The sequence below is a fragment of the Nocardiopsis exhalans genome, from assembly GCF_024134545.1.
GTDB lineage: Bacteria > Actinomycetota > Actinomycetes > Streptosporangiales > Streptosporangiaceae > Nocardiopsis > Nocardiopsis exhalans.
The window spans coordinates 3,747,388-3,760,183 of sequence record NZ_CP099837.1 but is presented as its reverse complement, the minus strand read 5'-3'; the positions used below and the strand labels follow the sequence as shown (position 1 = coordinate 3,760,183).

Sequence of the window (12,796 nt, the reverse complement as noted above, 5' to 3'; positions counted from 1 at the left end):
GTCAGCTCAAAGCGTGCGGTACATGATGTGCAGCCCCACGTATCCGTGCTCGGGGTGGCGGAAACCCTCCTGGAGGGTGCCCACCACCCCGAATCCCAACGACTCGTACAGCCGCACCGCGCGGGTGTTGGTCTCCACCACCGCGTTGAACTGCATGGCCCGGTAGCCCTGATCGCGAGCCCACTCCAGTGAGTACTCGCACAGGGCCCGACCCACGCCCTGCCCGGAGTGGGCGGGATCGACCATGTAGCTGGCCGAGGCGATGTGCGAGGCGTTGCCCATGTGGTTGCGGTTCATCTTGGCGGTACCCAGCACCGTCCCGGTGTCGTCCACCGCGACCACCGTCCGATCGGGCGCGGCCAGCAGCCACCCGTCGTGCGCCTGCTTCTCGTCCATGTCCGCCGGGTAGGTGAAGGTGTCCCCCGCCGCGACGATCCGGTGCATGAAGGGCCAGATCTGGGCCCAGTCCGAGGCTTCGGCTTCTCTGATCAGCATCCGGACAGCCTGCCAGAAAGCCTCGGACGCGCGCCCGTCATTATTCGGGGGCACCCGCTGCCAGCATCAGTCCAGGTGGAGCCAGATGGCCACGGCGCCCCGCGTGCCCCTGCCGAAACTGCGAACACGGACGGGCCCGCCGCCGGAGGGCCTCCGGCGGCGGGCCCGATCACTCTGCCTGTTGCCCCTAAAGCCCCAGGTAGGTGCGCAGGTGGCGGGCGGTCAAGGTCTGTCCCCGCTCCACCAGTTCAGCCGGGGTGCCCTCGAAGACCACGTGGCCGCCGTCGTGTCCGGCGCCCGGGCCGAGGTCGATCAGGTGGTCGGCGTGGGCCATGACCGCCTGGTGGTGCTCGATCACCACCACCGTGTTGCCGTCCTCCACCAGGCGGTCCAGCAGCGCCAGCAGCCGGTCCACGTCGGCCAGGTGCAGGCCGGTGGTCGGCTCGTCCAGCACGTACACCGCACCCTTCTTGGCCATGGAGATGGCCAGCTTCAGGCGCTGGCGCTCACCGCCGGACAGGGTGGTCAGCGGCTGGCCCAGCCCCAGGTAGCCCAGGCCGACGTCGTACATCCGGTCCAGGATGGTGCGGGCCTGGCCGGAGGTGAAGAAGTCACGCGCCTCCACCACGGACATGGCCAGGACCTGGCTGATGTCCTTTCCGTGCAGCTTGTGTTCGAGCACCTCGGCCTTGAACCGGCGCCCCTCGCACTGCTCGCAGGTGGAGGCGACCCCGGCCATCATGGCCAGGTCGGTGTAGATCACCCCGGCGCCCTTGCACTCGGGACACGCCCCCTCGGAGTTCGCGCTGAACAGGGAGGACTTCACCTTGTTGGCGCGGGCGAAGGCGGTGCGGATCGGGTCCAGCAGCCCGGTGTAGGTGGCCGGGTTGGAGCGGCGCGAACCCCGGATGGCGGACTGGTCGACGACCACCACGCCCTCGCGGCCGGGCAGCGCCCCGTGGATGAGTGAGCTCTTGCCCGAACCCGCCACCCCGGTGACCACGGTGAGCACGCCCAGGGGGATATCCACGGACACGTCCTGGAGGTTGTGGGTGTTGGCCCCGCGGATGGGGATGGTTCCGGTGGGGGTGCGTACGCTCTCCCGCAGTCGGGCCCGGTGGTCCAGGTGGTCGCCGGTCAGGGTGCCCGAGGCGCGCAGCCCGGCCACGTCGCCGGTGTAGGTGACGGTGCCGCCGGAGGGTCCGGCGCCCGGGCCCAGGTCCACGACGTGGTCGGCGATGGCGATGGTCTCGGGTTTGTGCTCGACCACCAGCACGGTGTTGCCCTTGTCGCGCAGGCTGAGCAGGAGGTTGTTCATCCGCTCGATGTCGTGCGGGTGCAGGCCCACGGTGGGTTCGTCGAAGACGTAGGTGACGTCGCTGAGGCTGGAGCCCAGGTGGCGCACCATCTTGACCCGCTGGGCCTCACCGCCGGACAGCGTGCCCGACTCCCGGTCCAGGCTGAGGTAACCCAGCCCCACCTCCACCAGCGAGTCCAGGGTGTGGCCGAGGGTGTCCACGAGCGGTTTGACGGCCGCCTCGTCGATCTCGCGGACGAACGCGGCCAGGTCGCTGATCTGCATGGACGCGCACTCGGTGATGGTGCGCCCGTTGACCTTGACCTCCCGGGCGGCGGCGTTGAGCCGGGTGCCCGCGCATTCAGGGCAGGCCGAGAAGACCACGGCCCGGTCCACGAAGGCGCGGATGGCGGACTGCATCTTCTCGCGGTCCTTGGCCAGGTAGGTCCGCTTGATCTTGGGGACCAGGCCCTCGTAGGTCAGGTTGCTGGTGCCGACCTTGACCTTGGTGATCGGCTTGTGCAGGAAGTCCTGCCACTCCTGGTCGGTGTAGTCGCGCAGTTTCTTGTCCGCGTCCAGCAGGCCCGAGTTCGCGAAGAGCTGCCAGTACCAGTTGTCCACCGCGAACCCGGGGACGGTGATGGCGCCCTCGTTCAGGGACAGGTCACGGTCGTAGAGCTCGTCGAGGTCGACCTGGTTGGTGCGGCCCAGCCCCTCGCACTCGGGGCACATGCCCTCGGAGTTGTTGAAGCTGAAGGCGCTGGAGGGCTCCAGGCGCGGGGTGCCCGCCCGGCTGTAGACGATGCGCAGCATGGCGTGGGCGTCGGTGGCGGTGCCGACCGTGGAGCGCGAGTTGGCGCCCATGCGCTCCTGGTCCACGATGATCGCCGCGCTGAGGTTGCGCAGCGAGTCCACGTCGGGGCGGCCCACGCTGGGCATGAAGGACTGCAGGAACGCGGTGTAGGTCTCGTTGATCAGCCGCTGGGACTCGGCGGCGATCGTGCCGAAGACCAGTGAGGACTTACCCGAGCCGGACAGCCCAGTGAAGACGCTCAGCCTCCGCTTGGGGATGTCGACGGAGACGTTGTCGAGGTTGTTCTCCCTGGCCCCGCGGACCTGGATGGTGTCGTGGGTGTCCGCCGTGGTGGTGGATTCGGAAAACAAGCTGCTCCTCAGGGTCCGAAGAAATCCTTATGCGGTAAACTAACAGCCAGCGAACATTAGTTTATTCCGTAAGGAGATGCAAGTGGTGATCTACGCCGGGCAGGGTGACCCGCGCCGCTCCATGGCTCTGCTGTGGCGCGACCACGAAACGGCCGAACGCACCGGCCCCGGCCCCAAATCGCAGCTGAGCGTGGACCTGGTCGTGGAGACCGCCATCGAGGTCGCCGACACCGAGGGCATGCAGGCCCTGTCCATGCGCGCCGTGGGCGAACGCCTGGGCCGCACCGCCATGTCCCTGTACACCTACGTGGCCAGCAAGAACGAACTCATCGACCTCATGTACGACCACGCCTTCGCCGAGCTGGTCCGAGAGCGGGAAGACCGGTCCCCCAGCACCCCGACCCCAGAGACCGCCACCGACAAAACCGGGTGGCGCGAGGAGGTCTTGGCCCAGGCCGGCGACCTGTGGCACTTCTACCTGCGCCACCCCTGGGTCCTGGAGATCTCCCAGGCCCGCCCGGTCCTGGGCCCCAACGAGTACCGGCACTACGAATCCCTGGCCGCGGTGCTGCACCGCGCCGGGCTGCCGCCCAAAGCCATCAGCGGCGCCTACGGCAGCATCCTCAACCTGCTCCGCGGCATGGTCCGCACCGCCGCCGAGGCCCGCCACTCCGCGACCGTCACCGGAGTGCCCGAGGACGAGTGGTGGTACGCCCGCTCCGCCCAACTGGAGGAGGTCGCCGACGACTTCGCCGAACGCTTCCCCACCCTGGCCCTGATGACCCAGAGCGGTGCCTTCGACAACACCGACCCCGATGAGCCCTACCTGGAACAGGAGGCCTGGGAGTCCTTCCAGTTCGGCCTGGACGCCCTGCTCGACGGCATGCAGCACCGCATCGACACTGCTGCCGGCTCGGGTGGGCGAACGAACCAGGCGGACGGATAAGCCCTGGGCCCGGGGAACACCCGCGTGCCAGACTGACCGCCATGGGAAAAATCCACGACTCCATCGGCCCCCGGCTGGAACAGTTCCTCCTCGACCAACCGGTGTTCTTCGTCGGTACCGCGCCCCTGGACGCCGACGGCCACGTCAACGTCTCACCCAAGGGCATGGGCGGTACCTTCGCCGTCCTGGACCAGCACCGGGTGGCCTACCTCGACTACACCGGCTCGGGCACCGAGACCATCGCCCACCTGCGCGAGAACGGCCGCGTCGTGCTGATGTTCTGCGCCTTCGAAGGGCCGCCCAACATCGTCCGCCTGCACGGCCGCGGCCGCGCCGTCCTGCCCGCCGACCCCGAGTTCGCCGAACTGCGCGCACACTTCACCAAGGAGCGCACCCTCGGCCAGCGCTCGGTGATCGTCGTGGACGTCCAACGGATCTCGGACTCCTGCGGGTGGTCCGTGCCCCTGATGGACCTGCGTGGTGACCGCGACATCCTGGACCGCGCCCAGGAGCGCCGCGACCAGCGGTACTTCGACGACTACTGGCGCGAACGTAACGCCGCCAGCATCGACGGCCTACCCGTGGTCCCGGGGTGAGCGCGGCCGCCGACCCCGCAGCCCCTGGGATCCGCTGCCCCTGCCGGAGACCGCCGCCCCGCTGGCCGGGGTCCACGCGCCCTGGTGGATCACGGGCGGGCACCGCTTCCGTGAGCACTCCGACACCGGCGTCCTCCTGCTCCGCCGCGACCACTCCTGGCTGGAACACCTCCATGAGGCAGGACCCTGAGAGCGGGCCGGGTCAGATCCAGCCCAACAGGAACAGCAGCAGCAAGGTCAGGGCAGCCGAAACCAGAAGGGACGTCACACAGCCCCAACGGCTGTTGTAGAAGAAGAACACGGGCACCTCCTCAGGGATTCTTCACCTTCCAGTATCCCGCTCGGGCTCCCTGCCTTCAGGCGGGGCGGGTGAAGGTGATGATCTCCGCGCTGGTGTCGGTGAGCGGGCTGCGGTCCCAGTAGCCGTACTGGGCACCCACCTCCAGCCCGGCCTCGGTGAGGAAGGCGTTCAGGCGATCTGCGTCCAGGAACCGCAGGGTGCTGTGAATGACCTCGGGTTCGGCCCAACCCTCGACGCTGTAGTCGGAGGTGAAGGTGACCAGCTCGCCCGCCACCTCGCGCAGGCGGTGCACGCAGGTCGCCTTGAGCCCGCCGGGACCGTCCACGGTGCGCACCCGCTCGGGGCTCCAGGACTCCCAGCCACGTGCGGCGGGGTTGCGCGTCTCGAACACGAACCGGCCGTCCTCGGCCAGCAACCGCCGAACCGCGGTCAGGTTGGCGCGCACATCGTCGTCGGTGAGGAACACCTGGAAGGCGTGCCCGGACATGAAGATGAGGTCAAACCCGCCTCCCTCCAGCGGTTCGGCTTCCCCGTCGTAGGGGCCCGCGACCAGGTCGCCCAGGGTCCACTCGACGTCGTCCCGGTCCTTGTTGGCCACGTCCAGCATCGCGTTGGCCGGGTCCAGTCCCACCAGTCGTCCGGTGTGCCCGCGCTCGCGCGCCACCCGCAGGATCTTGCCGGTCCCGCACCCCACGTCCAGGACGGAGCGGGAGTTCATGACGAGGTCGAGGTAGAAGTTGTCCTGTGGAGAGACCTGCCAGTGACTGAAGTAGTCGTACAGCTCAGCCAGGTCCGGGTGGGAGAAGTGTCGATCAACCATGGGGTCATTGTGGTTCCCCGATCCCCTGCGGCCAACGGGTTTTTCACTCCGAACCCCGTGCTTTGGTGCGGCCATGCGAACGGGCGGCACCACCGTACGTGGTGATGCCGTCGACTCACACGGTCGTTGGGTCTCACCTGATCTCGTAGGTCACCCGCCTGGTGTCGATGAGGGTGGCCCCCTCGGGCAGCGGCGGCGCCTTCTGCTCGGATCCGAGGGTGCGCAACCAGATGTCGCTCTTGTCGCCGTAGGGGTTCAGCCGGTCCAGCATCTCCCAGAACCCGTACGGGAGCGGGGCGCAGGTGCAGGCGCAGTGCGGGTTCCGCAGAGTGGAGGCGAACGGGGAGATCAGACCGGCCAGCGGCATGCCGTCCTCGTCGGGCTCACCACCCCGGATCACCTGGACGATCTCGGTGTAGGCCTCGCTCGAGACACAGACAGAGATAGATGACGCCATGGAGTCTGCTCCTTACGGAGAGGAGGTGGCACCAGGTATAAGTGCGCGACTGACTCCAGTGTGCATGTGTCCAGACACAATTTCAAGGAGTTATTGTGTTTGAACTAAAAAATTCTGCTGTCCGTGCACACCACTACGATCGAGGCACGAACGCACTGCTTGGAAGGGGTTTCCGTGACTGGTGGGCACTCGCCCGGGGTGCGACGGCGACGACTGTCGGCTGCGCTCAAACGACTCAGAGCCGCGAGCGGGCTGTCCGCCGCAGAGGCGACGAAGCGACTGGGCTGGTCCTCGGCCACCAAGCTGACCAGAGCCGAACGTAATGAGTGGAAGTTTCCCCGGCGTGACGAGGTCGAGGCTCTGCTTGACCTCTACGAGGTGGAGGGTGACGACCGCGCGCATCTTCTCAGTCTGACCGAGGAGTCTCGCGGGCGCAGTGATTGGCACAAATACGCTGACCTTTTCACGGGTCCACTGCCTGACCTGGAAGCGGAAGCAGTCCGAATTCGGACATACGAGGCAGTTGTGATCCCCGGATTATTGCAAACACCGGACTACGCTGCGGCGGTCTCTTTGGCCAGCCAGGTAGTTCCACCTGAGCAGATCGACCGCAAGGTGGAATCGCGGATGGCTCGTCGCGCGGTATTGGACCTGCCCCAAGGACCACAGCTCACAGCAGTCATCGACGAACCGGCTTTGCGTAAGGTCGTGGGTTCACACAGCATCATGGCCGAACAGCTGCGCTTCCTAGTCGGGATGGCGGCGCACTACAAGGTGACGATCCTGGTGGTCTGCGATGAATCCGGGGCTCACCCTGCGATCGATGGTGCCTTCAGCCTGTTCGATTTTCCCCGGCCAGAACCGGGCATAGTCTCAATCCCCACTGTGGTAGAGGCGCTGTACGTTGAGGATGAAGACTACTTCGATCAGCACGCGCTGATCTTCGACGCCGTCCAGAACCTGGCACTGGACCCGCAGAGGTCTCTCGACCTCATCGGTTCCATCGCCGCCGAGCACGACAAGCGAGCCTGATCATGTTGCTGGAGTTCCGTAAGTCCTCCTACTCCACCGGCGGGGACAACTGCGTAGAGGTCGCAGACCTGCCCACCGGCGCTGCTATCCGTGACTCCAAGTACCCCGAACTGGGCTTCCTCCCTGTCGGGGCCGGTGAGTGGGCCACCTTCGCGCGGCTGGTCGCTGCCGAAGCACCCCGCTCCTGACCCTGAGTACTGCTCGGTGGTGGGTCGATCCCCCGGCCCACCACCAAGCAGCAGCCGATAGGTTCGAGCGATGATCGCTCAGGTCCACGGAGAAGGCACACCGCTCGTCGTCATCCACGGGTTCGGTGTCGACCACCGGATCCTGCTCCCGCTCGAAGACATGCCCCAGGGACAGGCCTGGAAGCGGATCTACCTGGATCTTCCGTGGGCGGAAGGCGCTGACGACACCGGGGAGCAGACTCCACGCGAGCTCGCCGACGCGGTCCTCGCTGAAGTTCAGGAGATCGTCGGCGAAGGCGACTTCGCCGTCGTTGGCAATTCGTTCGGCGCGATCATCGCCCGCCACATCGCGCACACACTCCGTTCTCAGTGCCTGGGCCTGGCAACGCTCGCGGGCGTCTTCCAGGCGGACCACGCGTTGCGCCGACTTCCGGAACACCGGGTCACCCTCCATGACGCCGATGTCCTTGAGCGCGCCGGCGATGCTCGGGAGGAGTTCGCTGCGATCGCGGTCGTGCACACTTCCGAGACTCTGGAGCGTTTCCAGCGTTTCGTCCTACCGGGCCTGCGCGGTGCGAACCAGGAAGTCCTGGAGCGTCTCGGCGCGCGCTACACGCAAGCCCCCGCTCCCGAGGCCGACACAGACGACCCCTTCGAAGCCCCGTCGTTGCACGTCTTCGGCCGCCAGGACCAGGTGGTCGGATTCGAGGACGGCCTGGCGCTTCGGGATCACTACACCCGAGGGAGCTTCGTCGTTCTGGACGCCGCCGGGCACAACGTGCATCTCGAGCAGACCGAGGTGGTCGGGGCGCTCGTCCGTGACTGGCTCGACCGGGTCGACACAGCGCGCCGGGTGACATCCGCCCAGCTCCTGGGCGTGGAATGATCGCCTGATGACCGCATTCCTCACCCAAGAACAGCTCGCCGATCGAACCTCTGCAGCCGTGGACGCCGCTGTCGCGGCCGGACGCGAGCTCGGGCTCACCGTGACCGAGCCCCGCCTGCTGCACGACCTGTTCTCCGTGGTCGTCCACCTCGAACCCGCACCCGTGGTGGCCCGCATCCCCACCGTCCTGCCCGACTCGGTGAGCCTGGACTCCATCTCCCGACGCCAGCGCTCGGAACTGGACGTGACCCGGTGGCTGGCCGACCAGGGCGTGCCCGTGCTCCCGCCCAGCCCGCTCGTTCCCCGCGAACCCGTCCAGCGCGACGGCTTCTCCATCACCTTCTGGCAGTACGTTCCGGAGAACCGCGACACCGAACCCGACTACGCGGCCAACGCCGAGAGCACCGCCGCCCTGCACGCCGCCCTGCGCGACTACCCCGGCCAGCTGAACTTCCTGGGCGCGGCCGAGCCGCACTCCCTGTCCGCGAGCCTCGACCAGCTGGCGGAGCACCCCGAGCTCATCTCCCCCGAGGACCTGGCACGTGCCCGCCGCGAGTGGCAGGCCCTGGAGCCGCTCGTCAGCTCACAGGAGCAGTTCCAGAAGGCGTTCCCCGGCATCGACCTGCAACCCATCCACGGTGACTCCCCGCCCGCGAACATCTTCGCCGCCACGGACGGGGACCGCTACGCCGACTTCGAGCTGGTCTCCTACGGCCCGGTGGAGTGGGACCTGGCCGCGCTGGGCCCGGAGCTGGAGGCCGCCTACAACCGCGGCGCGCGCCGCAACGGCCAGCGCGAGCTCGACGGGGACGTGCTGGCCTTCGTGAACGCGGTGGGGATGCTGCGGGTGATCGCCACCCTCGAACTCGTCCCCAAGCTGCCGGTCCTGGCCGAGTACCTGAACCCGGCCGTCGACCAGTGGCGCGCCACCCCGTCCCAGCAGTAAGCGGGGCGCCGATCGGGGAGGGACCGTCATGGCCGACAGCTCAGGCCGGGGCGTGTTTCGTGCCGGGTTCTTTAGAGGCTCGGAACCAACGCTTCGTCGTGTGCTGACACGGCTTCCTGCCGGTAGAAGTTGTCTTCGAACTCCGCTGGCGGCACCAGCCCGATCTCGCCGTGCAAGCGGCGGTGGTTGAACCAGTCGATGTACTCGGCCACCGCGATCTCGACCTCGTCCAACCCCTTCCAGGGCCCGCGGTTACGGATCAGCTCGGCCTTGAACAGCGAGTTGAACGCCTCGGCCAGAGCGTTGTCGTAGGAATCGCCGGTGGTGCCGACTGAGGCCACCGCCCCCGCCTCGGCCAGGCGTTGGGTGTAGCGCACCGCGAGATATTGGGCGGATTCAACTGGTTGTCGCAACACCTCGATCAAGGGGTGTGGAAATGGGACGACCTCGAGGCTGGGGTGCTGCTGTTACCGGTAGGCCACCGATGCGCTCACCAGGGCGACCGACCACCAACGCGCGCCAGGTCCAGCGCCAGTTCTGGGCCCGCATCGCTGAAGGCCTGTCCACCGAGGACGCCGCAGCAGCGTGCGGCGTGTCAACGCCGGTCGGATCACGGTGGTTCCGTGAGGCTGGTGGAATGTCGCCTATCGCCTTGGACGCTCCGTCTGGCCGGTACCTGTCGTTCGGTGAGCGCGAGGAAATCGCGCTGTGCAAAGCGCAGAACATGGGTGTTTGTGAGATCGCTCGGCACGTAGGCCGCGATAAATCGACGATCTCCCGCGAACTGCGCCGCAACGCCGCCACCCGTGGCGGCCGCATCGAGTACCGGGCCTCGGTCGCCCAGTGGCACGCAGAACGCCGGGCCCACCGCCCCAAGGCCGCCAAGCTCGTGATCAACGACCGGTTGCGGGACTACGTCCAAGAACGGCTCGCGGGAACCGTGACCGATGCCGAGGGCCGGCCGATCCCGGGCCCCAACGTGCCCTGGAAGGGACGACGGCACGGCCGTCGAGCCGACCGGCGGTGGGGAACCGCCTGGAGCCCGGAGCAGATCAGCCACCGGCTGAAGGTCGACTTCCCCGAGGATGAGTCCATGCGGATCTCACACGAGGCGATCTACCAGGCGCTGTACGTTCAGGGGCGCGGGGCTCTGCGGCGCGAGCTCACCGCGTGTTTGCGCACCGGCCGGGCGCTACGGGTGCCGCGGGCCCGCACGCGTGGGCGCGGCAAGCACTTCGTCACCCCCGAGGTATTGATCAGCGCCCGACCAGCCGAGGTCGCTGACCGTGCCGTGCCCGGGCACTGGGAGGGCGACCTGATCATCGGGCTGGAAGGGTCGGCGATCGGCACGCTGGTCGAGCGCACCACCAGGTTCACGGCGCTACTGCACCTGCCGAGGATGGAGGGCCATGGCGAGGTGGCCCCGGTTAAGAACGGGCCACCGCTGGCGGGGCACGGGGCCGAAGCGGTCCGGGACGCGATCGCAGCGCAGTTCGGGGGTCTGCCTGAGAAGTTGTGGAGATCGTTGACCTGGGACCAGGGTGCTGAGATGGCTCAGCATGCCCAGCTCCGGCTCGATACGGGGTTGGAGGTCTATTTCTGCGATCCTCACAGCCCGTGGCAGCGGGGCAGCAACGAGAACACAAACGGGTTGCTGCGCCAGTACTTTCCCAAGGGCACGGACCTGGCCCGGCATAGTGCCACTGATCTTGAGGCGATCGCGAGGACGCTCAACACCAGGCCTCGTAAGACACTCGGTTGGAGGACACCCGCAGAGGCCTTCGACGAGCATCTACAGTTGGTTCAACGAACCGGTGTTGCGAGGACCCCTTGAACCTAAGTTGCACGCCGCGGTCGGAGTGGTGGATCAGACCGTCGATGCGTCGGCCGACATGGGACCGGTTCCATACGGCCATTTCCAACGCGTCCAGGGCCAGGCTGGTGTGTAGCGACCGTGCCACCTGCCAGCCCACCACCCGGCGCGAGTACACATCGATGACGAACGCGGCGTAGACCCAACCCGCGAAGGTGCGGATGTAGGTGTGAGGTCGGCCAGCGGCGCCCTGCCCTGGTTTCCCAGGATGGGTTTCCGCTGGCCGCCTCCCGAACCGGACGTGCCCATTCCTGAGCATCCGGCTCTCCACGTGGTCATGCCGCTGCGGTCACTGCGCTGGTCCAGGGCGTTGGGATCTTCGCTCCTCGATAGCGGTATCGGGTCACAGGGACCTTCCACGCGCGAAAGAACTCGATCCCGCCATCACGGATCTGCCAGCCGGGCAGGTGACGACGGACCAAGGTGTGCATGTTCAACCGGGGATGACGCTTCTTCAACCAGCCCACGATCCGCCAGAAAGCGAACCGATCGAGGTAGGAGAACGTCGCCTTGGAAACCCCGTGCTGAAAGTAGGCGCACCAGCCCCGCAACGCCGGGTTCAACCGGCGCAACAGGTCAGCGAGAGTGCGATGCGATGCCCGGCGGGTCAGACGGCGGACCTTGTCCCTGATCCTGGCCAATGACGCGGCCGAAGGGTAGGTGTAGACCGCCGTCCTGCCACCACGACCCCTCATCCGGCGGCGCTGGATGTGCCACCCGAGGAAGTCGAACCCATCATCGAGATGGACGACCCTTGTCTTCTCGACCGACAGGGACAACCCCATCGGCGCGAGCACCGCTGCCACTTCGTCCCAGAGCGCTTCGGCGTGATGACGTTGCCCGTGGACCATGACCACGAAGTCGTCCGCATAGCGGATCACTTTCATGACCGGCCCACCGGCCCGCCGGTGCTTGACGCGCGTCCATTCCGGACCCAACGCCGCCCACTTGGCGGCGAAGTACTCGTCCAGGACGGACAGGGCGATGTTGGCCAACAGCGGTGACAAGATGCCACCCTGCGGAGTGCCGGTGATCGTCTCACGGCGGGACCCGTCCTCGGACAGGACCCCAGCCTTGAGGAACCCCCGGACCATACGCAAGACCTTCTTGTCCTTGATCCTCAGCCTCACACGGCCCATCAGCGCAGAGTGGTCGATCATGTCGAAGCACTTGCTGATGTCGGCCTCGAACACCCAGGAGTAGTCGCGGGTGCCCGAGCCGAGGTAGTGGATCTCGGCGATCGCGTCCTGCGCACGACGTCTGGGCCGGAACCCGTAGGAGGACGGCTTGAAGTCCGCCTCGAAAATCGGCTCCAGCACCAGCTTCAAGGACGCCTGCACGATCCGGTCCGCCGTCGTCGGGATCCCCAGCGTCCGGACCTTGCCGTTCGCCTTGGGAATCGACTTCGCGCGCACCACCTGCGGACTGAACGTCCCGGTCCGGATCTGCTCACGCAGCCGGGCCAAGCCGATCAGCACCCGCTCGCCGGGAACATCGCGCGGCGCCAGGCCGTCGATCCCAGCAGTACGGGCGCCCCTGTTGTCCCGCACCCGCGTCCAGGCAGCCACCAAGAACGCGGGATCGTGGACAAGGTTGAACACATCATCGAAACGACGTCCAGGATCGGACCTCGCCCAACGGTGCAATCGCGTCTGCATTGTCAGTACCCGCGCCCATGCCCGGGAAGGCTCGGGCCACGGAGCGTCGGTGTTCACCGGCGCATCTCCCTTCGTGCTCGTGCGATTGCTGATCACGCTGGACCCCTTCGCCATGTGGACGGCTTTCCCGTCCTCGG

13 protein-coding genes and 1 pseudogene are annotated in these 12,796 nt (G+C 67.2%); 7 read left to right on the top strand and 7 right to left on the bottom strand.

Translation table 11 applies throughout. The annotated features are described in order from the left end of the window. Nucleotides 1-6: 6 nt before the first annotated feature. Both NE857_RS16610 and NE857_RS16605 read right to left on the bottom strand, forming a co-directional pair. A complete protein-coding gene (locus tag NE857_RS16610) occupies nt 7-495 on the bottom strand; it encodes a GNAT family N-acetyltransferase (RefSeq protein ID WP_254416587.1) in 489 nt (162 codons plus the stop codon). A 187-nt stretch (nt 496-682) separates the two neighbouring features. Continuing rightward, nucleotides 683-2,956 (bottom strand): ATP-binding cassette domain-containing protein, encoded by a 2,274-nt coding sequence (locus NE857_RS16605; protein ID WP_254416586.1) that lies wholly within the window; start codon nt 2,954-2,956, stop codon nt 683-685. A gap of 82 nt (nt 2,957-3,038) precedes the next feature. On the opposite strand from NE857_RS16605, the gene NE857_RS16600 reads away from it, so the two are divergent. After that, nucleotides 3,039-3,902 (top strand): TetR/AcrR family transcriptional regulator, encoded by an 864-nt coding sequence (locus NE857_RS16600; RefSeq protein WP_254416585.1) that lies wholly within the window; start codon nt 3,039-3,041, stop codon nt 3,900-3,902. A gap of 41 nt (nt 3,903-3,943) precedes the next feature. Beyond that, nucleotides 3,944-4,498 carry a pyridoxamine 5'-phosphate oxidase family protein gene (locus NE857_RS16595; protein WP_254416584.1) on the top strand — a complete coding sequence of 185 codons (555 nt, stop codon included), beginning with the start codon at nt 3,944-3,946 and terminating at the stop codon, nt 4,496-4,498. 356 nt (nt 4,499-4,854) lie between these two features. On the opposite strand, the gene NE857_RS16590 is transcribed toward NE857_RS16595, so the two are convergent. Both NE857_RS16590 and NE857_RS16585 read right to left on the bottom strand, forming a co-directional pair. Continuing rightward, nucleotides 4,855-5,619: a class I SAM-dependent DNA methyltransferase gene (locus tag NE857_RS16590; protein ID WP_254416583.1), complete on the bottom strand. Its 765-nt coding sequence runs from the start codon at nt 5,617-5,619 to the stop codon at nt 4,855-4,857. A 133-nt stretch (nt 5,620-5,752) separates the two neighbouring features. After that, on the bottom strand, nt 5,753-6,076 hold the full coding sequence (locus NE857_RS16585; protein WP_254416582.1) for a hypothetical protein: 324 nt from the start codon (nt 6,074-6,076) through the stop codon (nt 5,753-5,755). A gap of 213 nt (nt 6,077-6,289) precedes the next feature. Here NE857_RS16585 and NE857_RS16580 point away from each other — a divergent pair, with 213 nt between their 5' ends. From NE857_RS16580 to NE857_RS16565, 4 genes are all read left to right on the top strand, one after another. Next, nucleotides 6,290-7,108 (top strand): helix-turn-helix domain-containing protein, encoded by an 819-nt coding sequence (locus NE857_RS16580; protein WP_435873531.1) that lies wholly within the window; start codon nt 6,290-6,292, stop codon nt 7,106-7,108. 2 nt (nt 7,109-7,110) lie between these two features. After that, entirely contained in the window at nt 7,111-7,296 is a 186-nt protein-coding gene (locus NE857_RS16575) for a DUF397 domain-containing protein (protein ID WP_254421815.1), read from the top strand. 70 nt (nt 7,297-7,366) lie between these two features. After that, nucleotides 7,367-8,182 carry an alpha/beta fold hydrolase gene (locus NE857_RS16570; RefSeq protein ID WP_254421814.1) on the top strand — a complete coding sequence of 272 codons (816 nt, stop codon included), beginning with the start codon at nt 7,367-7,369 and terminating at the stop codon, nt 8,180-8,182. A gap of 7 nt (nt 8,183-8,189) precedes the next feature. Further along, entirely contained in the window at nt 8,190-9,128 is a 939-nt protein-coding gene (locus NE857_RS16565) for a phosphotransferase (protein ID WP_254421813.1), read from the top strand. A 71-nt stretch (nt 9,129-9,199) separates the two neighbouring features. On the opposite strand, the pseudogene NE857_RS16560 reads toward NE857_RS16565, so the two are convergent. Next, nucleotides 9,200-9,520: pseudogene (locus tag NE857_RS16560) on the bottom strand (integrase core domain-containing protein); the annotation flags it as partial. A 44-nt stretch (nt 9,521-9,564) separates the two neighbouring features. Between NE857_RS16560 and NE857_RS16555 the strand changes: the two are divergent. Continuing rightward, the gene (locus NE857_RS16555; protein WP_254421812.1) at nt 9,565-10,962 is read left to right on the top strand and encodes an IS30 family transposase; all 1,398 of its coding nucleotides are present in this window, start codon (nt 9,565-9,567) and stop codon (nt 10,960-10,962) included. On the opposite strand, the gene NE857_RS34710 is transcribed toward NE857_RS16555, so the two are convergent. Then, nucleotides 10,859-11,260: a DDE-type integrase/transposase/recombinase gene (locus tag NE857_RS34710; RefSeq protein ID WP_425572166.1), complete on the bottom strand. Its 402-nt coding sequence runs from the start codon at nt 11,258-11,260 to the stop codon at nt 10,859-10,861. The genes NE857_RS16555 and NE857_RS34710 overlap by 104 nt on opposite strands. Nucleotides 11,261-11,276: 16 nt before the next feature. Beyond that, complete coding sequence (ltrA, locus tag NE857_RS16545; RefSeq protein ID WP_254421811.1) at nt 11,277-12,755, bottom strand: group II intron reverse transcriptase/maturase; 1,479 nt, start codon at nt 12,753-12,755, stop codon at nt 11,277-11,279. Nucleotides 12,756-12,796: the final 41 nt, after the last annotated feature.